Below are 20,379 nucleotides of genomic sequence, written 5' to 3' on the forward strand. Positions count from 1 at the left end.
CATGGCTGAATTGGACGGCGTGCGGGTGCTGGTCGTGACCTCGAACACCGGTGTCGAGCACGATGAGCTGCTGGTGCCGCGCGACGAACTACGCAAACGAGGCGCGCGGGTGACCCACGCGGCGCCGAAATCGGAGCCGGTGCAGACCTTTCAGCACGACGTGGACAAGGACGAGGTCGTTTCGCCCGATGCCGCGCTGGACGCGGTGGACATCGACGACTTCGACGCGCTCGTGGTGCCCGGCGGCACCGTGAACGCGGACAAGCTGCGCGCCGACGATCGCGCCGTCGCGCTGGCCAAGGAATTCGCCGGTGCGGGCAAGCCGGTTGCCGCGATCTGCCACGGGCCGTGGCTGCTCGTCGAGGCCGATCTACTGCGGGGCAAGACGCTGACCTCGTACCACTCGCTGCGCACCGATGTCGACAACGCGGGCGGAGCGTGGGTCGACGAGCCGGTGGTGCGCTCGTCCGAGAACGGCTGGACGCTGATCACCTCGCGCGCGCCCGGCGATCTGAAAGATTTCGTCGGCGCGATCTCCACCGAATTACGGGCGTAGCGGCGGCGCGGCGGGAGGTTCGCCGCGGGCGTCGCCCGTTTCGGCCGTGCGGCCTCGGGTACGCGCTCGACGTCGGCCCTCACGAAGGGCAACGAAGCGGGAGGAGGCTGTATGGCAGGCAACCACGGCAACCGGCTGGTGGGCGCGCGAGCGCTCGCGACGCTGGCCGACCTGGGTTTCGCATCGATCGCCTCGGGGGTGATCGCCCGCAGACGCGCGGTGATGGGAGTGCTGGAACGGACGCAGGCCGATCGGCGCGCGGTGGCGCGCATGCGTCGGTTGCGTGCCGAGTTCGGCGCTGGCCCAGTCGAATTGGTGCTGCCGGGGCGTCGCATCGTGATCGTGCTCGACCCGGACGACGTCGGCAGGGTGCTCGCGGACGCGCCGCGGCCGTTCGATCCCGCCAATCGCGAGAAGCGCGCCGCACTGCGCCAGTTCCAGCCGCACGGCGTGCTGCTCTCGGAGGGGCCGGTGCGCGCGCAGCGGCGAGCGGTGAACGAGGCGGCGCTGGACACCTCCGCGCCGCTGCATCGCCTCGCCGAACCGTTCGCCGAGATCATCGCCGACGAGGCGCGCGACCTGACCGCGTCCGCGCTGCGCCGCGGCCACCTCAACGCGGACCAGTTCACCGCGGACTGGTGGCGGCTGGTCCGGCGGCTGGTGCTCGGCAGGCGCGGACGCGACGACGAGGCGATCACCGACGAACTGTGGAAGCTGCGCTCGGCCGCCAACTGGTCGTTCCTCGCGCTACCGCAGCGCGGGCGGCGGGATCGTTTCACCGAACGGCTCTACCGCTACGTGGAAGCGGCCGATCCGGACAGCCTTGTCGGAGCGCTGGCGGCGACCGCCGCGGGTGGCGCTGTGGACCCGGTCGGCCAGATTCCGCACTGGCTCTTCGCTTTCGACGCGGCGGGCATCGCCACGAGCCGAGCCCTGGCGCTGCTGGCCACCCACCCGGATCAGCACGCCCGCGCGACCGCCGACGCCGCCGACCCGCACACCCCGCAGACCCGCGACTACCTGCGCGCCTGCGTCCTGGAATCGGTGCGGCTGTGGCCGACGACGCCGGTCATCCTGCGCGACATCACCGAGGACACGCAGTGGCGGACGGGCGCGGACCGGTTCACCATCGAGGGCGGCGCCGCGCTGATGATCGTGGTCCCCGCGTTCCATCGCGATACCGAGCTGCTGCCCTTCGCCGACCGCTTCGCCCCGGACCTCTGGTTGGAGGGACTCGCGGAGCAGTACCCGCAGCTGGTGCCGTTCAGCGCGGGCCCGGCGGTTTGCCCCGGCCGCAACCTGGTGCTCTTCACCACGAGCACCCTGCTCGCCCACCTGGTGGACGCCGCCGACTACCGGCTCCGCTCCACGCCCGCGTTGTCGCCGGACAGCCCACTTCCGTTGACCTTCAACAACTTCGGCCTCGACTTCGTGATCACGCCCGCGGTGACGCGCGCCCGGTGATCGGTTCGAAGCGCGGGTCGGCGCGGTGACCGCAGGTCCGCGGTGCGAAGGTCAAGTTCGCGGTGCGCGAGTGGCTCAGGAAGGTCCGCCGCGCGGGTGGCTCAGGCGAGCGCGGTGCGCAGGGCGAACCAGCCGGTGGTCGGGTCCGCGAAGCCGTGGTAGACCAGCGGCGGGCGCTGGTCGAGCTCGAAGTGCCGGTAGACCGCGAGCATGGCTTGGCGGATGGATTCGGCCTGGAAGTCCTCGCTGCGGCGGAAGCCGATGCGGCGTTCGGGCAACAGTGCCAGCCGGGTCACCTCCGCGCGGTCGCCGAGATCGAGTCCGAAGGGATCGATGATCAGGTGGTCGTGCAGGATCGCGTGCAGCCGTTCGGGGTCGGGCAGGTGCGTGGTGCAGGGGCGCAACTCGGCGTGGATCGATGGTTCGGAGCGGCCGGGCACGGTCGGCGTCTCGAGCGACTCGACCAGCGCCACATCGGGCCGCGGCGGCGCGTCGGGATCGTCGACGGTCGCCTGCTCCATCAGATGCAGGATGTTCCCGCCCGGCATCAGCGGTTCCGCGACGAGGAACAGGGTGACCGAGGGGCAGCGGCAATCCTGGACGGTGAGACAGACCTTCGCGGGAAGCGGGTAGGACATACGTCCTCCTCCGGAAGCGGAACGAACGATCGGTGGGAGGCGACTCCTCTTCGAGCCCTCCCTGCATGGTAATCCGCGACGACGGCCGGTGGCAGGGGCCGCGGGCGGCCCGTTCGGCGGTTGGGCGGCGGCCTGGTCGTGTGTGATCGTTGGACGGTGAGTCCCATCGCGGAGCGCGGATGAACGCGGCGATACGGCCCGACCTCGGCCTGGCGGCGTTGTGCCTCGCGCTGGCGATCGGCGCGGCCACGGTGTATCGGGTGGCGCGACTCGGTTCGCCGTTCGTTGCGCCCCGCGCGGCCCTTCGCGGTGCCGTGCAATTGGCGATCGTGGCGCTCGTGCTGGCAGCGGCGCTGGCGCACCTGTGGTCGGCGATCCTGGTGCTCGCTGTCATGTTCGTCGCCGCGGTGGTGACCTCGGCGCGGCGCTCGGGTGCGGGGAAGTCCGCGCCGTGGCTGGCGCTGGCGCTGGGCGCGGGCGTCGGAGCGGTTCTCCCGCCCATGCTGCTCAGCGGTGTGGTCCCGATGACGGGCGTCGCGGTGGTGCCGGTCGGCGGGATCGTCCTCGGCGGCGCCATGACTGCGACGTCGCTGGCGGCACGCCGCGCCCTCGACGCGGTCGAGCAGCGGCGCGGCGAGGTAGAAGCCGCGCTGAGCCTGGGCTTCACCGAACGTGACGCCCGGCTGGAGGTGATCCGCCCGACCGCCGCCGACGCGCTGCTGCCCGGCGTCGACCAGACCCGCACGGTCGGATTGGTCACCCTGCCGGGCGCCTTCGTCGGCGTGCTGATCGCCAGCGGCTCGGCCATCCAGGCGGGCGCGGTCCAGATCCTGGTTCTCTCGGGTCTGTTGCTCGCCCAGACCTGCGCCGTCGCGGTCACCGTCGAGCTCGTCGCCCGCTGCCGCGTCACGCGAGAGCCGGGCAAGCGCATCGCCGCATCCGCAAGCGGCCGGTGAAATCCGCCACCGAAATTGTAACTTCGAGTAACAGTTATCTACACTCGGTGCTGCTGGGAACGATCCGGCGATCGACTCGAATCCGTCCGTGCACTGAGGAAAAGCGTGATCTTCACCGAGCTGGCGCATGCGCTCGACAACGGCTGGGCGCTCACCTTCGGCGGTGGCGTCGAACCCGCCGCCCCGACTCCTTCGACGGTGCTCTACGACGAGCCGCACCGGCAGCTGCGCCGCTACGAGGGCGCGCACGGTTCCGGGAACCCGGTCCTGTTGGTGCCGCCGCTCGCGGTGCACAGTTCCTGCTTCGATCTGCGCCCGGGGCAGAGCCTGGCCAAGTTCCTGCTCGACACCGGGCGCACCCCCTACATCGTCGACTACGGCCGGATCACCTACGCCGACCGGAATCTCGGCTTCGAGGAGTGGATCGACGACATCGTCCCGACCGCGATCGCCCGGGTCAGCGCGGAGCACGGTGGGGCCGAGGTCGACGTCGTCGCCTGGTCGCTCGGCGGCACCCTGGCCCTGCTCACCGCCGCCGAGCACGCGGACCTGCCGATCGCCTCGGTCACCGCGCTCGGCACCCCGATCGATTACCGGCGCCATCCGATGCTCGCGCCGTCCCGGCTGCTCGCCCGCGTCACCGGCGGCCGCGAAGTCGCCTGGTCCACCGCGTTGTTCGGCGGTATTCCGGCGTTCGCCGTGCAGCTCGGGTTCCGCGGCATGGCGTTGCCGCGCGAGATCATGCGCCCCTGGTTCATCGCCCGCAATCTGGGTCGCATCGAGGCGCTGGCGCGGATGGAGGCGATCGACCGGTTCATCGGACGGATGCCCGGCTATCCCGGCCGCCTCTACCGGCAGAACCACCGGCTGATGATCGTCGGCAACCACATGGCGAAGGGCAGTGTCCCGCTCGGCGCGGACCGGGTGATCGAGATGGCGAAGGTGAGCTGCCGGGTGCTGCTCGTCGGCAGCCCCTCGGACAACATCGCGCCCGCCGCCACGGTCGCGCCGGGCGTGCGGGTGCTCACCGGCGCGGCCGAGGCTCGCTATGTCGAAGTGCCGCGCGCCAGCCACCTCGGGCTCGTCGCCGGGCCGGAGGCGGCCAGCTGGGCGGTCATCGACGAATTCTTGGGTAGCGTCGTGCTCGCGGATCGCTGAAGTCCATCCGCCTGGCCGGACCATTTTCGTCCGAGCTCCCGTGCGGCCGGAGCGAATCCGGAATTCGAGAGGTACGCCTCACAACCCGACCAGCCGGGCGCTCACCTTGTCGAGTTCCTCGGCGAGCGCGTCGTCCTGGGCTCGGCGCGACGGGGTCTTGAGCGCGTTGTTCTGGAAATAGCGTCCGCTGTGCTCGGCGGGCTCCGGCGCGGCGGCGAGATAGGCGAGCCTGCGACCGCCCTCGGCGGCCGGAATCATGAAGACCCGCTTGGCGATCGCCGCGAACGGCCGGCCCCACCACGGCATCGCGTCCCAGATCCCGGTCGCCACCGCCCCGGGATGGAAGGCGTTGACGGTCACCCCGGTGCCTTCCAGCCGCCGCGCCAGCGCGCGCACGTAGAGGATGTTGGCCAGCTTGGACTGGCTGTAGGCCTTTTCGCCGGAGTAACCGCGCGACAGGTTCAGGTCGCCCAAGTCCAGGTCGGCGCCGTAGTGCATGACCGACGAGGTGAACAGGACGCGCGATGGTGCGCTGCGCCGCAGCAGGTCGAGCAGCAACTCGGTGAGCAGGTAGCCGCCGAGATGGTTGACCGCGAAGGTGGCCTCGACCTCGTCGCCGGTGACGACGCGCTGCGGATAGTAGGCGCCCGCGTTGTTGGCTAGCACGTCGAGGCGGTCGTAGTTCGCGAGCACCTTTCCGGCGAGCTCGCGCACCGCGGACTGGCTCGCGAAATCGCACACCAGCGTGTCCACCTGTCCCGCGCCCGCCTCCCGGACGAGTCGTGCGGCACGGTCGAGCTTCTCGGGATTGCGTCCGACGAGTATCAGGTGATCGCCTGCTTCGCCCAGTTGCCGCGCGGCTTCCAGACCGATACCCGACGTCGCCCCCGTGATCAGGATCGTCTTCATGAAACCCACACTGCCACAGCGTTATGCGCAGCGGGGGTCACCGCGCGGGTTCGACCTCCGCCGCGTCGTCCGGTTCCGGCGGCGGTGCGGTCGCCGCGTCGATCTGCTCGCCCACGTAACGCAGCACCACGGCGACGATGGCGGCGACCGGCACGGCGAGGAACGCGCCGACGATGCCGTAGAGCGAGCCGCCCGCGGTCACCGCGAGCAGCACCACCACCGCGTGCAGCTGCATGCTGCGGCTCTGCAACACCGGTTGCAGCACATTGCCTTCCAGCTGCTGGACGGCCAGGATGATGCCGAGCACGATCAACGCGGTCGTCACGCCGTTGGCGACCAACGCGACGAGGACCGCGAGCGCGCCCGCGACGAACGCTCCGACGATCGGGATGAAGCCGCCGAGGAAGGTGAGCACGGCGAGCACCGCGGCCAGCGGGACGCCCAGGATCACCAAGCCCGCGCCGATCAACACCGCGTCGATCAGGCTGACCAGCGCCTGGGTGCGGATGAAACCGCCGAGGGTGACCCAGATCCGGCCGAGCACCTCCTCGAAGTGCCTGCCGCCGCGGGTCCCGGTCACGCTGTGCAGCCAGGGCATGAAGCGCGGCCCGTCCTTGACGAAGAAGAACGCGAGGACCAGCACCAGGAACAGAGTGACCAGCGCCGAGGTGGCGGTGGTGACGCCGCTGAAGACGCCGGTCGCGATCTGCTCGGCGCTGGACTGCAACCGCGAGACGATGGCGTCCACCGCGGAATCGAGCTGCTCGTCGCGGATGTTCAGCGGTGGGCCCTGCAACCAGTCACGGACCCGGTTGACGCCCTCGGTCGCCTTGTCGGCCAATTCCGGCGCCTGATCCACCACCGAGGGCACGATCAGCGCGATGACCCCCGCGAGCAGACCGAGGAAGCCGAGTATCGACAGCGACGCGGCGAGCGCAGGCCGCAGACCGTGTTTGGTGAGCCAGCGCGTGGGCGGCCACAGCACGGTCGCGACGACGACGGCCAGCGCCATCGGCAGGATCACCACCCACAGGCGCGCGATGATCCAGCCGAGCACCCACGCGCCCGCGGCGATCGCGACGACGCACAGCGCCCATTTCGCCAGCCAGAACAGCCCGGTGCCGATCACATCTCCGCGCTCGGGCGGTTCGAGCGCCTTGTTCTCGCCGGTGTTGGTCTCCACCCTGGGCTTGCTCGGCTCGGTCACGACTTGCCCTCCACTCGCTGACGCCTCACCGGCCCAGTCTCGCACGAGGGCGCCCGCGCGGCGGGTCGCGCTGGCGGCGCACCGGATTGCCGCGCGGATCTCCGGGTAGTGCCACGAAGGAGGAGCTGACCGAACGCGAACCGAGGAGGCTCGATCATGACAGCACCGACCGCGCTGGCGCTGGTGTGCACATTGAAGAAGTCACCGAGCGAATCCAGCAGTGAGCTCATCGCCAGGCAGGCGCTGGCGCGGCTGGCCGAGCACGACGTGAAGGGCGAGGTGCTTCGGCTCGTCGACTACGACATCCATCCCGGCGTCACCGACGACGAAGGCGCGGGCGATCAGTGGCCGCGAGTGCGCGAACAGATCATGGCCGCCGACATCCTGCTCGTCGCCACCCCGACCTGGCTCGGGCACATGTCCTCGGTGGCGCAGCGGATGCTGGAGCGGCTCGACGCCGAGCTGTCCAACACCGATGAGCAGGGGCGGCCCGCGATGGTAGGCAAGGTCGGGCTGGCCGCGGTCGTCGGCAACGAGGACGGCGCGCACAAGATCGTGGCCGATATGTTCCAGGCGCTCAACGACATCGGCTTCACCATCCCGGCGCAGGGCTGCACCTACTGGAACGGCCGCGCGATGGAGACCACCGATTACACAGACCTCGACGAGGTGCCCGAACCGGTCGCGAGCGCCACCGCCGCCATGGCCCGCAACGCCGCGCACCTCGCCCGGCTGCTCGCCGACCAGCGCTATCCCGCTTACCAGTAACGGTTTTCTCTCGGCCAGAGCCGGTTTCTCCGGCGTATCCCGGGTACCCGATCGATGAGGAGGTGTGTGACATGCCGAAGGAATGGACCGACAAACAGGAACGGCAGTACGAACACATCAAGGATTCGGCGCAGGACCGCGGCGCGAGCACCAAGCGCGCCAAGCAGATCGCGGCCCGCACCGTCAACAAGAACCGCGCGCAGTCCGGCCAGAGCAAGACCGCGAGCCGGTCCTCGGTCAAGGACAAGTCGCCGCAGCAGCGCGGCGGCCAGCGTTCGGGACGCAGCGGTCCGAAGGGCCCGACCAGGGACCAGCTGTACAACGAGGCCAAGAAGCGCAACATCAAGGGCCGCTCCAAGATGACCAAGAAGCAACTGGAGAGCGCTCTCGGCCGTTAATCCGGTGCGCCGAGCAGTGCCGTCGCGGCCTGCTCGGCGAGATCGGCGGCGTGGGCCGGAATCTCCTGTCCCGCGCGTAGATACCGCCTGACCAGGGCGTAGGGCAGATCGACAACGGCGAGCATCACACGGTCGGTCGCTCGGGCTCCTTCGTCGCCGGTGCGCGCGATCAGTGCGGTCAGCGCGTTCTGTATCGCGGTATTGGCCCGCGCGGTGTCCGCGCGCGCCGCTTCGCTCCACTCCCGTTCGCCCAATTCCCGCGCCCCCGCGAGCAGCACGGCCGCCTCGCGGGGGCTTCGCCGTGCCCAGTCGAGGGTCGCGCGTGCGCCGCGGCGGATCGCCTCCTCGGGCGGATCGAGGGTCAATACGGTGAGCAGTTCGTCGCGGAACCGGCTCAGCGTCCGTGTCCACAGCGCGGCGAGCAGCGCGGGCCGATCCGGAAACCGGTGGTAGACCGATCCGCTCGGCGCGCCGACCGCCTTGGCCACCGCCGACATGGTGACGGCGGCGGGCCCGCCCGCGGCGAGGAGTTCCGCTGCGGCGTCCAGCAGCCGATCGGCGTCGTGCTTCGGGGGTCTTCCCATGTATTGGAGGATATGCTCTAATTCTGTTTTAGAGGTAGCTCTCTAAAATGGAGGTGGATCGGATGGACGCCGGAATCGAGCCGCCCGCGTGGGCGCGATGGGCGGCGTGGGGGACCATCGCGGCCGTCGCGCCCTCGGCGGTGTGGCGGGTGCTCGTCGGAGTCGGTGTCGATCTCGGGTGGAGCGACGAGCAATTGGCTTTCCAAGACATTCCCGGCGGCGGAACCGTGTACGTCATCGGTTTGAGCGTGGCGTCGTTGGTCTGTGCCGCACTGACTTTCGCGTTGGTGTCGCCATGGGGTGAGCGGTTCCCGCGCTGGTTCCCGTCCGTCGCCGGTCGTCGGGTGCCGCCCGCGCTGCCCGCGGTCACAGCGACGGCGGGCGCGGCGGCGGTTCTGCTCATCGTCGCGATGAGCGCGTGGAACTGGGACCGGGTCAGCGGTTTCGCGGATCGCCCGGACTCCGGCTGGGCTCGGCTGATGGCCGCCTGCTACGCGCCCGCCGCGCTGTGGCCGGTCCTGCTGTCGGCCGTCACCGCCGATTACTGGCGGCGCCACCGCCGCCTCTCCGTACACGGCTGAAGAAGGAGCGAGAAACCATGGCCGTCATCAATATTCACGTGCGGCGCTTGCCGGCCCCTGCCGCGGAGGTCGGGGCGCTGCTCGACTCGCTGGCGAGCGAGGACGACCGCCTCTGGCCCGTCCCGGCCTGGCCGCCGATGCTCTTCGATCGTCCGCTCGGCGTCGGCGCCGTCGGCGGGCACGGTCCGGTCCGCTACACGGTGGAGCACTACGAACCCGGGCGCTGGGTGCGCTTCCGATTCACCGGTCCCCGCGGCTTCGACGGGTTTCACGAATGCACCGTTCAGCCCACCGCCGACGGCGGCGCCGATCTGATCCACCTGCTCGCCATGCACGCCCGCGGGCCCGCCCGCCTCACCTGGCCGCTGGCCTACCGCTGGATGCACGACGCCTGTCTCGAGGACTGCTTCGACCGCGCCGAACGTGCTCTCACCGGCTCGGTCCGCCACCCGGCCCGGTGGACCCTGCCCGTCCGCGTCTTGCGTTGGCTCGCCGAGCGTGTCATGGGACCGAAGGCCGAAACGTCCTCGGCGACAAAACTTTCCACTGCGGGTTAGCATCCCGGCGACCGTCGAGTGCGGCACCCGGTACGCGGAGTGATTCGCCAGAGAGGCGCGCCGGATACGTCGCCGAACCGGCAGCGCCACAACAACTTCTATCCGAAGGTGGCCGTTCGCGCCGTGCTCGCGCAGTGCTGGGCGAGGGATTGGAGGGCTTCGGAGCAGCCGGTGTCGAGGGCGAGGGCGGCGATTTCGTCGCCGCGGGTTCGGCCGCGGTTGACGATCACCACCGGAGAGCCGTTCTTCGCGGCGCGGCGGACGAAGCGCAGGCCGGACATGACGGTGAGCGAGGAGCCCGCGACAAGCAGTGCGTCGGCCTCGTCGACGAGGTCGAAGGCGGCGGCGACCCGATCCTTCGGCACGTTCTCGCCGAAGTAGACGATGTCCGGCTTGAGCATGCCGCCGCATTGGGCGCAGTCGACCATGCGGAAACTCTCGGTGTCGGTGACCACGGCGTCGGCGTCCGGCGCGACCTCGATGCCGGTGGCGGTGGCGGCCGCGGCGAAGCCCGGATTGGCCGCCTCCAGCCGATCGGCGAGCGTCATTCGGGAGATCAGTGCGGAACATCCGAGGCAGCGCACGCGGGCATAGGTGCCGTGCAGGTCGATCACTGTGCGGTGACCCGCCTTGGTGTGCAGCAGGTCGACGTTCTGGGTGATCAACCCGGTGACGACGCCGAGACGTTCCAGGAGGGCGAGCGCCCGGTGCCCCGCGTTGGGCCGGGCGGCGTCCATCCGTCGCCAGCCGATGTGATTGCGCGCCCAATAGCGTTGGCGGAAGGCGGCATCGCCGACGAACTGCTGGTAGGTCATGGGATTTCGGGGCGGCGAATCGGGGCCGCGATAGTCCGGGATGCCGCTGTCGGTGGAGACGCCGGCGCCCGTCAGCACCGCGACCCGGCGATCGGCCAGCACCTCGGCCAACCGCTCCAGCTCCGTGTCGGTCGACGTGCTGCGCGACATGGTCGCATCGTAGGTGATGGAGATGAGTTCTCAGGTGTGCACGGTGATGCTCAACCGGGGCCGCTCGGTCTGGTCCGGCGTGGCGACCCGCTCCCACACCGCCTCGACCAGCGGCGCGAGCAGCAGCTCGCCGAGCTGCTTGACCAGCACCGAGACGACCTGCGTCGACTCGCGGCGGTCGATGGAGGCGACACCGGCCTCACGCAGCCCGATCACTTCGCGGCGAGTCAGCTCGATCAGCGACTCGAGCAGCTCGATCCGGGTCCCGGAAGGTTCGAGTACCGCGCGCCGCAGGTAGTTCACCACCGCGGGGTTGGCCGCGAGCATCCGATGCACCGCTTCGTCCCGGGCAGCGGCGACCTGTGCGGCGTCGCCCGCTACCGGCACTGCCGCCACCGTGTGCGCGAAATAGTCGACGATCAGCTGGTCGACCGCCGCCTCCAAGCCCGCCTTCGTCTTGAAGTGGTGCTGAACGAGTCCGAGCGTGACGCCCGCCTCGGCCGCCACCGCGCGCAACGACACCCGCTCCGCGCCGTACTGGGCGTACAGGTCCATGGCCGCGTTCCTGATCCGCGCCTTCGCGGTCAGATCCTCGTTGGTCGCCCGCGGATCAACCATGTGCCCTCGCCTCGTCGTGCCTGCTTCGGTGGCGGCGATTCTACGGTCACGGGTGATCGACATGGTCGCCGCACCGGTTCCGGTACAGCTGTATTACAGCGAAGGGCGTCGTACGGTGCGTGCGGCCTTGTGCGCCGGGCGTTTTCGTCACGGCGTGCGCCGGATCAGTTGCGTGCCAGCAGCACGATGCCCGCCGAGATCAGGCCGAGGGCTATCGCGGCGAAGCCGTACGCGACGCGATAGTTCCGCAGGGCCGGTAGTGCGCTGTCGACGGCGAACCGGCCGGGACCGGTCAGTGCGATGGCGGCGGCCGCACAGGCGATCAGCACTTCGTACTCGATGCCGCCCTTGTTGCCGAAGAACCCGGCATCCCATTTGAAGGCGATGGCGTTGACCATGACGCCGAGGATGGCCGCCGCGGCCAGTGGTGTGAGCAGGCCGATGGCCAGGGCCAAGCCGCCGAAAGCCTCGGAGGCGCCCGCGACGAGCGCGGCCGCCTTGCCCCCCGGATAACCCTCCGAGGTGAAGAACTGGGCGGTGCGGTCCAGGCCGTTGCCGCCGAACCAGCCGAAGAGCTTCTGCGCGCCGTGCGCCGCCATCGTCAGGCCGAGCGCGAGGCGCAGGACGAGCAGGCCCAGATCGATGCCGAGCGTGCTCGTGGGTGCGGTTGTGGTCGGTGCTGTCGTGGTCGTCATGGCGAGGTCCTCTCTCGTCCACAAGCTGCCTGACCTTTTCGGCCACGGTACGCCCGGGCACTGTCCGATGTGCCGAATCTCGCCCAGAACGCGCTGGTGGGCGGGTCGTGCGACCCGCCCACCAGTGATGCGTCAGCGATCAGTCGCCGCGCTGGTACGCCTGCTGGCGCGCCTCGTCGACGTTGGCTTCCGCCCGTGCCTTCTCGGCGGCGGCTTCCTTCTGTGCGGCCTCACGCTGGGATTCGGCCTTGTCCTGCTGGACACGGCCTTCCTTCTCCAGGTTCTCGTTGCCGGTGACGATGCCCGCGGCCTCCTTGGCCTTGCCCTTGACGTCCTCGACGACGCCCTTGACACCCTCGCGGGGACCGCTTTCGTGCTTCGACACGATGTCTACCTCCGAATATCGGTTGTCGGCTGACACAGGCCGCATACCCGGTCCCGGCGACCTCAATCGCGTGACGTCGAGCACCCACCGAGCCCATACACGATCTACTGAACAGGCAGATCGAGGCTCGAGCCCTGATCGGCGGTCGAGGGTTTCGGGGAGGTCGGGTTCTGTCCGTTGCCGGGCGGCGAATCGTTCGACGGTTCCGTCAGCGACTCGACGATCTGCTTCCGCGTGTAGTCGATCGCGTCGTTCGTTGCCCGCTCCGTGATGCTTTTCTGCTCGCCCCACGTCATGTCGGCAACTGTATTGCCGACCTTCTTGCCGATCAGGTAGTTCACCGTCCAGTCGCTCACGGAATTACCGGTGAGACTGACACCCTTGTCGTTCAGTAACTTGCTGACCGGGGCCGCGACGGCGCCGGAGATCGCGCCGTAGATGCTCTTCGAGGCGATGGAGAAGCCGTCGTAACCATCGCGGACTCCGAGCTTGATCTCCAGCGATTGGAATCCGACTTCCATTCCCCCTTTGACGCCCGCCCCCAGCACAGCGCCCTGGACGATCGTGCGTACGCCGATTTCTTGGATGAGTTTCTTCAGCGCCTGCGTGATCGCCGTGCGGACCGCGACCTGGACCGCGGCGCCCTCGGCCAGGCTCGCTCCCAACGTCGGGGCCGCCGCCGCTGCTGCCGCCGCCAGCTGGATCGCGAGGAACACCAGCATCGAGATGATGTACAGCTTCACCGCGAGGACCAGCATCGCCATCACCCTGAGGACGAAAGCCAGCTCCCTGCAGAATTCGGCGGTACTCTGCAGCGTTCCGCCGTCGCCGCCGACGTTCTTCCAGAAGGCGTCGATAGCGTCGTGGGTGTCGCCTTCGGTGTTCGCCAGCACGACCTTGACGACGTCGTCGCCGAGATCGTTCACCTGGTCCAGGAGGTCGGCGATCTGATCCCATCGATCGGCCGCCGCCCGGAGACCGGTCTCGTCGGTTTCCGGCCATTTGTAGACGACAACGGCGGCAACCGGTTTCAGAGCATCGGGTATCTGAAGTCCCACGGTCGCTCAGCCCTCGCCATCCAGGTATTCGGTGACCTTGGTCAGGGCGTCCTTGAAGTCCTGATCGAGGTTCTGGAACGTCGTCCCTGTCGCCTCGACGCCCCGGCCGAGGAACTGAAGCAACTGCACGGCGCCATCGATGGCCGTCAACGCCTCTTCTGCCTTGCCGGTGTAGTTCTGTGCGAACCGATCGCCGAATTCGTCGTCGCCCCACGCCTGGCCGATGCTGTCGAGTCCGGACTTCAGCGATGACAGCCCGCTGGAGAGCTCGGACGCCAGCTCGGCGAGCTTCGGCGCCTGCGCCTTGACAGCGTCGGGATCGATATGGAAGTTGCTGTTACCAGCCATGTTTGGCCCCCAGTCCCTTCCAATGCGGTCCTTCGTCCTCGTCTTCGTCGTCGGCGGGCGGCGCCGGTTCCGGAGCGTGCGCCGATGCCTCGGGTTCGGGCGGGGCGGGCAGAATGTCGCCGACCTGCTTACCGATGAAGGGCAAGTCCTCGTACACCTGTTCCTGTGGAGCGAAATCCGCGGCCGCCGCGGTGATCGGCGCCAACAGCGCGTCCATCTCGGATTTGGCCGAGCGCGCCGCGAACTGGGCCGCCTGCAGGAACGAGGCCGCCAGCTTCTCCGGCGCGGAGCGCTTGAAGGCAGCCGGGTCGACCCACACGTCGACCGGAATACCGGCCGCGTTCGTGGTCACCCGGACCATGTTGTCGTCGGACCAGCCCTGGGCAGTCGAGGCGGCGAGCGCATCTCGCGCCTTCGCGATACCCCGCAGCTGTTGTTCGTAGGTGGCAAGCGCGTTGTCGACCTGGCCCTGCAGCGCGTCAGTGCGCGCGCGGAGTTGCTCCTGCTCGAAGGAATTCACACCGAGTCCTCAGATCCGAAGTTGTCGCGTCAGTGGTAGGACGCTACAAGCGCGACATCGGTTCCATCGAATTCTCCGCGGCCACTGAGAATTCACTCGCACCGCCAGTCGCGCGCTCTCCTCGGGGATCTCGATCGCGCGGTGTCACGCCCGCCAGATGCCGTCGCCCGCGCGGGTCAGCACGATGTTGGGGATCACCGCGTTGCGCGACAGCCGGGTGACGGCCAGGACCATCTCGGCGATGTCGCCGGTGCTGAGCATGGCCGTGCGGTCCAGCTCGTCGCGCTTCCACGCCGTCATGTCGGTGTCGACGTAGCCGGGGGAGATTGCTGTCGCGCTGACGCCGTTGGCGGATTCCTCGAGCGAGACGGTCTCGCACAGCGAGATGAGCGCGGCCTTGGTCGCGCCGTAGGCGGCCAGCCCGGCCTCGCCCGCGACCCCGGTGATCGAGGCGAGCGCGACGATCTTCGCCCCGCGCGCCGGGTCGTCGGCGGCGCTCTTGCGCAGCAGCGGCAGCGCCGCCTGGATCAGCGTGATCGGCGCACGGAAGTTGACGTCCAGCATCCGCTCGTAGGTCTTGGCGGGCATGTCCGCCACCCGGCCCGCCGTTCCGGTGCCCGCGCTGAGCACGAGTGCGTTCAGCCCGCCGAACCGATCCTCGTGCTCGCGCAACAGGTTTCGCACCTGATCGAGGTCGTTCATCTGCGCCACAACGGGATTCACCTCGACGCCGGACTCGTCGCGCAGGCGTCGGGCGGTCTCGGTGAGGGTGTCGGCGTTTCTGGCGGCGAGGGTCAGGTGATAGCCCTCGCCCGCCAGACGCCGGGCGATCTCGGCGCCGATGCCGCGAGAACCGCCGGTGATCAGCGCGCTGCGCGTCATCCGAGGCGCTCGATGATGGTCGCGTTGGCCAGCCCGCCCGCCTCGCACATGGTCATCAGGCCGTAGCGCCCCCGAGTCTGCTCGAGGTGGTTGACCAGAGTGGCCAGGATCCGGGTGCCGGACGCGCCGAGCGGGTGGCCGAGGGCGATCGCGCCGCCGCGCGGGTTCAGCTTGGCGGCGTCGGCGCTGAGTTCGTGCTGCCAGACCAGCGGCACCGGTGCGAACGCCTCGTTCACCTCGTAGGCGTCGATGTCATCGATGCCGAGCCCCGCGCGGTCGAGCACCTTGCGGGTGGCCGGGACGACGGCGGTGAGCATCAGCAGCGGATCGTCACCGAGCACAGCGAAGGAGTGGAACCGGGCGCGCGGGCGCAGGCCGAGCTTCGTCGCGGTCTCCTCGCTCATGATCAACGCGGCCGAGGCGCCGTCGGTCAGCGGAGACGAATTGCCCGGAGTGATCGACCATTCGATCTCGGGGAAGCGCGCCTTGTACTGCTCGTCGACGAAGGCGGGACGCAATCCGGCCAGGCCCTCGGCGGTGGTGGTGGCGCGAATGGTCTCGTCGGCGGTCAGCGTGCCCGCCGCGACCAGCTCGTTGTCGAATCCGCCCGCGGCGGCGGTCTCGGCGGCCAGCCGGTGCGAACGCGCGGCGAACTCGTCCAGCGCGGCGCGGTCGAACTTCCACCGCGCCGCGATCACCTCGGCGGAAATGCCCTGCTGGACAAGGCCTTCCGGATAGCGATGGGCGATCGGGCCGCGATTGGCGTCCTTGCCCTGCGCGTTGGAGAACATCGGCGCCCTGCTCATCGACTCCACGCCGCAGGCGATGGCGACGTCGTAGGCGCCCGCGATGACGCCCTGTGCGGCGAAGTGCGCGGCCTGCTGCGAGGAGCCGCACTGGCGGTCCACGGTGGTGGCGGGCACCGACTCCGGGAAGCCCGCGGCGAGCACGGCGGTGCGCGAGATGTTGAACGCCTGCTCGCCGGACTGGGTGACGCAACCGCCCACCACGTCGTCGACCAGCGCCGGATCCAGATCGTTGCGCGAGACGAGCTCGGCGAGCACGCCCGCGAGCAGTGTCGCGGGGTGCACCTCCGACAGACCTCCGCCCGGCTTGCCCTTGCCCGAGGGGGTGCGGACGACGTCCACGACGACGGCGGACCTCATAGCTGTCTCCGATCGACTAAGTTAACTCACATTCTTGTTTAAGTTAACACGGATTCACCTCGCTCCGTAATGGTGACCCAGGTATTGGGGGCAGCCGAGCCGCCAACCAGGGTCGAAGTGGTGCGCGAATCGCCGAGACCGGCACGTAGCATCGTGCTACACAGGTTCGGTGGCCGGCGGGGATGTTGGGCCGCATCGACATGACGAGGTGTTCGTGGACAGCTGGCCGGTCACCGTCGCGTTGCCGATGGTCTTGGCGCTCATCATGTTCGGGCTCGGGCTCGCGCTGACGGCGGACGATTTCACCAGGGTGGTGCGGTATCCGCGCGCGGTGGTCGTCGCGCTGACCTGTCAGCTCGTGGTGCTGCCCGCGATAGCGTTCGGGCTGGTGGTCGCGGTGGGACTCGATCCGGCCCCGGCAGTCGGGGTGATGCTGCTGATGGCCTCGCCGGGCGGTGCGACGGCGAACCTGCTCAGCCACCTGTTCCGCGGCGACGTGGCGCTGAATGTGACGCTCACGGCCGTGAATTCGGTGCTCTCGGTGGTCACACTGCCGTTGGTGACCAACTTCGCGCTCGGCTATTTCGCGCCGCCCGGCGCCGACGGCATCGGCCTGCAATTCGGCAAGGTGGCGCAGGTCTTCGCGTTGGTGCTGATTCCGGTCGCGGCGGGCATGGTGACCAGGCGGCTGCGGCCCGGTTTCGCCGACCGCATGGACCGGCCGGTGCGGATCGTGTCGGTGGCGTTCCTGGCGGTGGTCACCTTCGCGGCGCTGGTGGCCGAACGCGGGAACGTGCTCGGCTATCTGGCCGCCGTCGGCCTCGTGGTCGCGCTGCTGTGCGTGACCAGCCTGGGTGTCGGCTACTTCGTGCCGAAGGCGTTCGGCGTCACCCGCAGCCAGGCCATCGCGTGCTCGATGGAGGTCGGAATCCACAACAGCGCGTTGGCGATGACCATCGCCATCAGTGTGCTCGGCGACATCCGGATGGCGGTGCCCGCGGGCGTCTACGGCATCGTCATGCTGCCCATCGCCTACGTGGCGGGTTCGGCGATCAGCCGCAGGATCCGCCGGGAGGAGACCGTCGAGCCCGCCGCGCTCACGGAGGCCTGAGCCGCGGCTCAGTCGCGGGAACCGGAGACCTCCAATTCCCGGACCCCCGGCGACGCGGCCGGATCCGCGCCGGTCACCTCCAGCCGGACGTATCGCGCGGAAACCGGTTCGGTGAGCGTCCCGCTCGCGGGATCGGCGGCGACGGTGGCCCACTCCCGCCCGTTCTCGGACACCGCGACCGACGACGCGACCGGCGCGGGCTCACCCCACCGGGGCAGCACCCGCTCGACGCGCGCGGGCGTGCCCAGATCGACGGTGAGGCTGCCGTGCGCGCCCTCGGGCGACCATCCGGTCGCGGTGCTGCCGTCGACCGCGGCGTCCGGATAGCGGCCGGGTTCGGTGGAACTGCTCGTGGCGGGACGGCAGCGGGCGAGGTTGCCGGTGGGTGCGAGATCGGGACGGCGGGTGTCGATCGACACCGGCGCGCCGGGCGCGACGGTGTGCGTACCGGTCGGGGTCCGCAGGGGCATCGGCGCACCGCCGGTCACCGTCACCGTCGTGTGTTCCGCGCCGATCTCCGCGTCGAAAGTGCGTCCCTGCCAGTGCATCCCGCGAATGGTCATGCCTCGTTCGAATTGCGGCGGCAGTGTCGGGTCCACCTCGACGGCGTCGCCGCGCAGCCGCAGCCCGAGCAGGCCGCTGGTGAGCGATTGCAGGAAGCCGCCCGCCGCGGTGGCGAACGTGAACGCGGGCGCGCCCGCCAGTGGGTCGCGCGCGCCCGCCTTCGCGCCGCGCGCCTCGGCGAACTGCGCGAACGGCGCCCGCACGAACGGACGGGCGGCGCGGTCCAGGAAGGTGTTGGTCGCGCAGCCGGGCCTGCCGAGGTGCGCGGCGTCGATGGCGTGCACCGAGTCGGTCATCGCCGGGCCGTCGGGATCGGTTCGCGCGGAATAGTATTCGAGCACTCGGGTGGCGACGTCGGTCGGCATCGGCCATTCCAGCGGATAGATGAGCAGCACGGTGTCGGCTTGTTTGATGGGAGTGCCGGTGTAGCCGTCGAATTGGGCGAAGACGCCGTTCGCCGCGTCGAACGGCATGCGCAGGCCATCGGCGATGGTGGTCCACTCGGCCGGGTGCGGCGTGCCGAGGATTTCGGCGGCGCGCACCGCGTGGCGCAGCGCGAGCGCCGCGACCGCGTTGGTGTAGACGCCGTCGTCGACGTTGTTGCTGTACTCGTCGGGGCCCGCGATATCGCGCAGCGAGAAGCTGCCGTCCGGGTTCGGCGTCACGCGCGCGGCCCAGAATTCGGCGAGCGCGCTCATGATGGGCCACACCCGGTCGCGCAGATATCCGGTGTCGCCGGTGGCCAGGTAGTACTGCCAAGCCGCCAGTGAGATGTCGCCCTGCAAATGAATCTGGTTCAGGCAGTGCGGCGGATCCCAGCTGTGGCATTCGTCGAGGTCGCCGTCCGTCGCGCTGGTCCAGGGATAGAAGGCGCCGGGGAAGCCGAGGCGCTGGGCGTTGGCCTTCGCGGCGGGCAGCGTCTTGTACCGGTACTCGACAACGGTTTTCGCCAGGTCCGGCGCGAAATGCAGGAGGGCGGGGAACATCCAGATGTCGGCGTCCCAGAACACCGCCCCCGCGTAGTTGTCGCTGCTGAGCCCGACCGGCGAGAGACTGTTGTCCTGAGCGGGATTGCTCGCCGAATACAGCGAATACAGCGCGCCGCGTGCCCAGGACCGCACGTCGGGTTCGCCGGGAATCTCGACCTCGCCGCGCCACAGACCTGTCCAGACCGCGGTGGTGTCCGCCAGCAGCGCGGCCCAGCCCGCGCTCGCGGCACGCCGTGCGGCCGCCAGCGCGGAGGCGGCCGGATCGGCGGAGGTGCGTGCGGTGTCGACACCGACGAACTTGGTGGCGGTGTAGGACTCGCCTTCCCGCACCGAGAGCCGGGCCTGCTGGCTCGCCGTCAGGTCGTTGTGCGATGGCGACGGCGTGATCGTCGCTCCGGAACCGGCATCCAGGACGGAGACGATCGAACCGGCGACTTCCGTTCCCGCCGTGCGGAATCCGACGCCGACTGTGGCCTCGCCGCGCTGCCCCGCGCCGGTCGGCACGACACGGCGGGCGCCAGCGCCGTCGAGCAGATCGGTCAGCACCAGCTCGCCGGACCAGCGCGGACGCAGGCTGAGGCGCACCGCGCCGACGTGCTGATCGGAGCGGGCCGCGAACACGTCGTACACCAGGTCGGTGGTTCGTCCGTCCGCGGTCGTCCAGGTCGCCTTGGTGCGGACCAGCCCGCAGCGCAGGTGCAGGGTCTGTTCGAAGTCGGTGATCCGCGCGGCGGGTGTGGCGGGGGAGTACGTCTCGTCGCCGACGCCGACCAGCAGGCCCGACCAGTTCGGGATGGCCGCCGCCACCTCGCGGTCGTCGGCGACGCCCGGGCTGTGCCCGTACAGACCGGCGACGAACGCGCCGTCGTAGGCCGGGGTGTACAGCGGCCAGCCGGTGGGTTCGTCGGTGCCGAGGTAGCCCGTCCCGCGCGGCGGAACGCGCAGCCCGAGGTAGCCGTTGCCGACGAAGGGATGACCATCGATCTGGGCGTCGACGTCCGTGTTCGACGGCGACCACCCGGCGGTCTCCGCGACGCCCGGGCACGCCGAGTCCGGCCGTTCGGCCTCCTCGCGCACCACCACCAGCGCCACCGCCGTCACCAACGCCAGCACCGCGCCCAAGGCGATCACGAGCAGTATTCGCCGGAAGGGCCGGGCCGAGAACGACATCGCACCTCCCGTCGTGCGCGGCGCGCACGCTCGATTCACTCGGACGACTCGCGGGCGGGCCGGACCACGCTCGGTCCGGTCTCGAGATGAAGCCTGTGCACGAGGATTTCCCCGTTCCCGCCGATCGACACC

At 69.7% G+C, this 20,379-nt stretch carries 23 protein-coding genes; 9 read left to right on the plus strand and 14 right to left on the minus strand.

Features of this window, described 5'->3' with window-relative positions:
- The first annotated feature begins 1 nt into the window (after position 1).
- Positions 2-556 (plus strand): type 1 glutamine amidotransferase domain-containing protein, encoded by a 555-nt coding sequence (locus ABZV58_RS06080; protein ID WP_354999100.1) that lies wholly within the window; start codon positions 2-4, stop codon positions 554-556.
- A gap of 111 nt (positions 557-667) precedes the next feature.
- Complete coding sequence (locus ABZV58_RS06085) at positions 668-2,020, plus strand: cytochrome P450 (RefSeq protein WP_354999101.1); 1,353 nt, start codon at positions 668-670, stop codon at positions 2,018-2,020.
- Between the two features lie 101 nt (positions 2,021-2,121).
- On the opposite strand, the gene ABZV58_RS06090 is transcribed toward ABZV58_RS06085, so the two are convergent.
- Positions 2,122-2,658, minus strand: a complete 537-nt coding sequence (locus ABZV58_RS06090; protein WP_354999102.1) for a hypothetical protein — start codon at positions 2,656-2,658, stop codon at positions 2,122-2,124.
- A gap of 179 nt (positions 2,659-2,837) precedes the next feature.
- Between ABZV58_RS06090 and ABZV58_RS06095 the strand changes: the two genes are divergently transcribed.
- Both ABZV58_RS06095 and ABZV58_RS06100 read left to right on the plus strand, forming a co-directional pair.
- Entirely contained in the window at positions 2,838-3,614 is a 777-nt protein-coding gene (locus ABZV58_RS06095; protein WP_354999103.1) for an ABC transporter permease, read from the plus strand.
- 105 nt (positions 3,615-3,719) lie between these two features.
- On the plus strand, positions 3,720-4,772 hold the full coding sequence (locus ABZV58_RS06100) for an alpha/beta hydrolase (RefSeq protein WP_354999104.1): 1,053 nt from the start codon (positions 3,720-3,722) through the stop codon (positions 4,770-4,772).
- A gap of 78 nt (positions 4,773-4,850) precedes the next feature.
- Here ABZV58_RS06100 and ABZV58_RS06105 read toward each other — a convergent pair whose 3' ends face one another.
- Entirely contained in the window at positions 4,851-5,681 is an 831-nt protein-coding gene (locus tag ABZV58_RS06105; RefSeq protein WP_354999105.1) for an SDR family oxidoreductase, read from the minus strand.
- 37 nt (positions 5,682-5,718) lie between these two features.
- Positions 5,719-6,864, minus strand: coding sequence for an AI-2E family transporter (locus tag ABZV58_RS06110; protein ID WP_354999819.1), 1,146 nt, complete (start codon positions 6,862-6,864; stop codon positions 5,719-5,721).
- Between the two features lie 180 nt (positions 6,865-7,044).
- Here ABZV58_RS06110 and ABZV58_RS06115 point away from each other — a divergent pair, with 180 nt between their 5' ends.
- The gene (locus ABZV58_RS06115; RefSeq protein WP_354999106.1) at positions 7,045-7,656 is read left to right on the plus strand and encodes an NAD(P)H-dependent oxidoreductase; all 612 of its coding nucleotides are present in this window, start codon (positions 7,045-7,047) and stop codon (positions 7,654-7,656) included.
- A 71-nt stretch (positions 7,657-7,727) separates the two neighbouring features.
- On the plus strand, positions 7,728-8,054 hold the full coding sequence (locus ABZV58_RS06120) for a plasmid stabilization protein (RefSeq protein ID WP_354999107.1): 327 nt from the start codon (positions 7,728-7,730) through the stop codon (positions 8,052-8,054).
- Here ABZV58_RS06120 and ABZV58_RS06125 read toward each other — a convergent pair.
- A complete protein-coding gene (locus ABZV58_RS06125; protein WP_354999108.1) occupies positions 8,051-8,638 on the minus strand; it encodes a TetR/AcrR family transcriptional regulator in 588 nt (195 codons plus the stop codon). The genes ABZV58_RS06120 and ABZV58_RS06125 overlap by 4 nt on opposite strands.
- 62 nt (positions 8,639-8,700) lie before the next feature.
- Here ABZV58_RS06125 and ABZV58_RS06130 point away from each other — a divergent pair, with 62 nt between their 5' ends.
- Both ABZV58_RS06130 and ABZV58_RS06135 read left to right on the plus strand, forming a co-directional pair.
- Entirely contained in the window at positions 8,701-9,219 is a 519-nt protein-coding gene (locus ABZV58_RS06130) for a hypothetical protein (protein ID WP_354999109.1), read from the plus strand.
- A 17-nt stretch (positions 9,220-9,236) separates the two neighbouring features.
- A complete protein-coding gene (locus ABZV58_RS06135; protein WP_354999110.1) occupies positions 9,237-9,776 on the plus strand; it encodes an SRPBCC family protein in 540 nt (179 codons plus the stop codon).
- 98 nt (positions 9,777-9,874) lie between these two features.
- Here ABZV58_RS06135 and ABZV58_RS06140 read toward each other — a convergent pair whose 3' ends face one another.
- The 9 genes from ABZV58_RS06140 to ABZV58_RS06180 form a co-directional block, all read right to left on the minus strand.
- The gene (locus ABZV58_RS06140) at positions 9,875-10,741 is read right to left on the minus strand and encodes an NAD-dependent protein deacetylase (protein WP_354999111.1); all 867 of its coding nucleotides are present in this window, start codon (positions 10,739-10,741) and stop codon (positions 9,875-9,877) included.
- 30 nt (positions 10,742-10,771) lie between these two features.
- On the minus strand, positions 10,772-11,359 hold the full coding sequence (locus ABZV58_RS06145) for a helix-turn-helix domain-containing protein (RefSeq protein WP_354999112.1): 588 nt from the start codon (positions 11,357-11,359) through the stop codon (positions 10,772-10,774).
- 164 nt (positions 11,360-11,523) lie between these two features.
- Complete coding sequence (locus ABZV58_RS06150; protein WP_354999113.1) at positions 11,524-12,054, minus strand: DoxX family protein; 531 nt, start codon at positions 12,052-12,054, stop codon at positions 11,524-11,526.
- 139 nt (positions 12,055-12,193) lie between these two features.
- Complete coding sequence (locus ABZV58_RS06155) at positions 12,194-12,439, minus strand: CsbD family protein (RefSeq protein ID WP_354999114.1); 246 nt, start codon at positions 12,437-12,439, stop codon at positions 12,194-12,196.
- 104 nt (positions 12,440-12,543) lie between these two features.
- Entirely contained in the window at positions 12,544-13,365 is an 822-nt protein-coding gene (locus ABZV58_RS06160; RefSeq protein WP_354999115.1) for a hypothetical protein, read from the minus strand.
- 138 nt (positions 13,366-13,503) lie between these two features.
- Positions 13,504-13,845: a WXG100 family type VII secretion target gene (locus ABZV58_RS06165; protein WP_354999116.1), complete on the minus strand. Its 342-nt coding sequence runs from the start codon at positions 13,843-13,845 to the stop codon at positions 13,504-13,506.
- Complete coding sequence (locus ABZV58_RS06170; RefSeq protein ID WP_354999117.1) at positions 13,835-14,365, minus strand: YbaB/EbfC family nucleoid-associated protein; 531 nt, start codon at positions 14,363-14,365, stop codon at positions 13,835-13,837. The genes ABZV58_RS06165 and ABZV58_RS06170 overlap by 11 nt, the downstream gene beginning before the upstream one ends.
- Before the next feature lie 144 nt (positions 14,366-14,509).
- Entirely contained in the window at positions 14,510-15,247 is a 738-nt protein-coding gene (locus ABZV58_RS06175; protein WP_354999118.1) for an SDR family oxidoreductase, read from the minus strand.
- A complete protein-coding gene (locus tag ABZV58_RS06180; RefSeq protein WP_354999119.1) occupies positions 15,244-16,413 on the minus strand; it encodes a thiolase family protein in 1,170 nt (389 codons plus the stop codon). The genes ABZV58_RS06175 and ABZV58_RS06180 overlap by 4 nt, the downstream gene beginning before the upstream one ends.
- 214 nt (positions 16,414-16,627) lie before the next feature.
- Here ABZV58_RS06180 and ABZV58_RS06185 point away from each other — a divergent pair, with 214 nt between their 5' ends.
- Positions 16,628-17,524 (plus strand): bile acid:sodium symporter family protein, encoded by an 897-nt coding sequence (locus tag ABZV58_RS06185; protein ID WP_354999120.1) that lies wholly within the window; start codon positions 16,628-16,630, stop codon positions 17,522-17,524.
- 8 nt (positions 17,525-17,532) lie between these two features.
- Here ABZV58_RS06185 and ABZV58_RS06190 read toward each other — a convergent pair whose 3' ends face one another.
- Entirely contained in the window at positions 17,533-20,247 is a 2,715-nt protein-coding gene (locus ABZV58_RS06190; protein WP_354999121.1) for a discoidin domain-containing protein, read from the minus strand.
- Positions 20,248-20,379: the final 132 nt, after the last annotated feature.

The sequence above is a fragment of the Nocardia sp. NPDC004654 genome, assembly GCF_040609595.1.
In the GTDB taxonomy this organism is placed as follows: Bacteria; Actinomycetota; Actinomycetes; order Mycobacteriales; family Mycobacteriaceae; genus Nocardia.

What these genes read in the sequence shown, in the direction of transcription:
- ABZV58_RS06140 (WP_354999111.1), bottom strand. Translation starts at nt 10,741, where the DNA reads ATGTCGCGCAGCACGTCGACCGACACGGAGCTGGAGCGGTTGGCCGAG.
- ABZV58_RS06130 (WP_354999109.1), top strand. Translation starts at nt 8,701, where the DNA reads ATGGACGCCGGAATCGAGCCGCCCGCGTGGGCGCGATGGGCGGCGTGG.
- ABZV58_RS06190 (WP_354999121.1), bottom strand. Translation starts at nt 20,247, where the DNA reads ATGTCGTTCTCGGCCCGGCCCTTCCGGCGAATACTGCTCGTGATCGCC.
- ABZV58_RS06095 (WP_354999103.1), top strand. Translation starts at nt 2,838, where the DNA reads ATGAACGCGGCGATACGGCCCGACCTCGGCCTGGCGGCGTTGTGCCTC.
- ABZV58_RS06080 (WP_354999100.1), top strand. Translation starts at nt 2, where the DNA reads ATGGCTGAATTGGACGGCGTGCGGGTGCTGGTCGTGACCTCGAACACC.
- ABZV58_RS06145 (WP_354999112.1), bottom strand. Translation starts at nt 11,359, where the DNA reads ATGGTTGATCCGCGGGCGACCAACGAGGATCTGACCGCGAAGGCGCGG.
- ABZV58_RS06125 (WP_354999108.1), bottom strand. Translation starts at nt 8,638, where the DNA reads ATGGGAAGACCCCCGAAGCACGACGCCGATCGGCTGCTGGACGCCGCA.
- ABZV58_RS06115 (WP_354999106.1), top strand. Translation starts at nt 7,045, where the DNA reads ATGACAGCACCGACCGCGCTGGCGCTGGTGTGCACATTGAAGAAGTCA.
- ABZV58_RS06150 (WP_354999113.1), bottom strand. Translation starts at nt 12,054, where the DNA reads ATGACGACCACGACAGCACCGACCACAACCGCACCCACGAGCACGCTC.
- ABZV58_RS06085 (WP_354999101.1), top strand. Translation starts at nt 668, where the DNA reads ATGGCAGGCAACCACGGCAACCGGCTGGTGGGCGCGCGAGCGCTCGCG.
- ABZV58_RS06090 (WP_354999102.1), bottom strand. Translation starts at nt 2,658, where the DNA reads ATGTCCTACCCGCTTCCCGCGAAGGTCTGTCTCACCGTCCAGGATTGC.
- ABZV58_RS06180 (WP_354999119.1), bottom strand. Translation starts at nt 16,413, where the DNA reads ATGAGGTCCGCCGTCGTCGTGGACGTCGTCCGCACCCCCTCGGGCAAG.
- ABZV58_RS06135 (WP_354999110.1), top strand. Translation starts at nt 9,237, where the DNA reads ATGGCCGTCATCAATATTCACGTGCGGCGCTTGCCGGCCCCTGCCGCG.
- ABZV58_RS06120 (WP_354999107.1), top strand. Translation starts at nt 7,728, where the DNA reads ATGCCGAAGGAATGGACCGACAAACAGGAACGGCAGTACGAACACATC.
- ABZV58_RS06175 (WP_354999118.1), bottom strand. Translation starts at nt 15,247, where the DNA reads ATGACGCGCAGCGCGCTGATCACCGGCGGTTCTCGCGGCATCGGCGCC.
- ABZV58_RS06105 (WP_354999105.1), bottom strand. Translation starts at nt 5,681, where the DNA reads ATGAAGACGATCCTGATCACGGGGGCGACGTCGGGTATCGGTCTGGAA.
- ABZV58_RS06165 (WP_354999116.1), bottom strand. Translation starts at nt 13,845, where the DNA reads ATGGCTGGTAACAGCAACTTCCATATCGATCCCGACGCTGTCAAGGCG.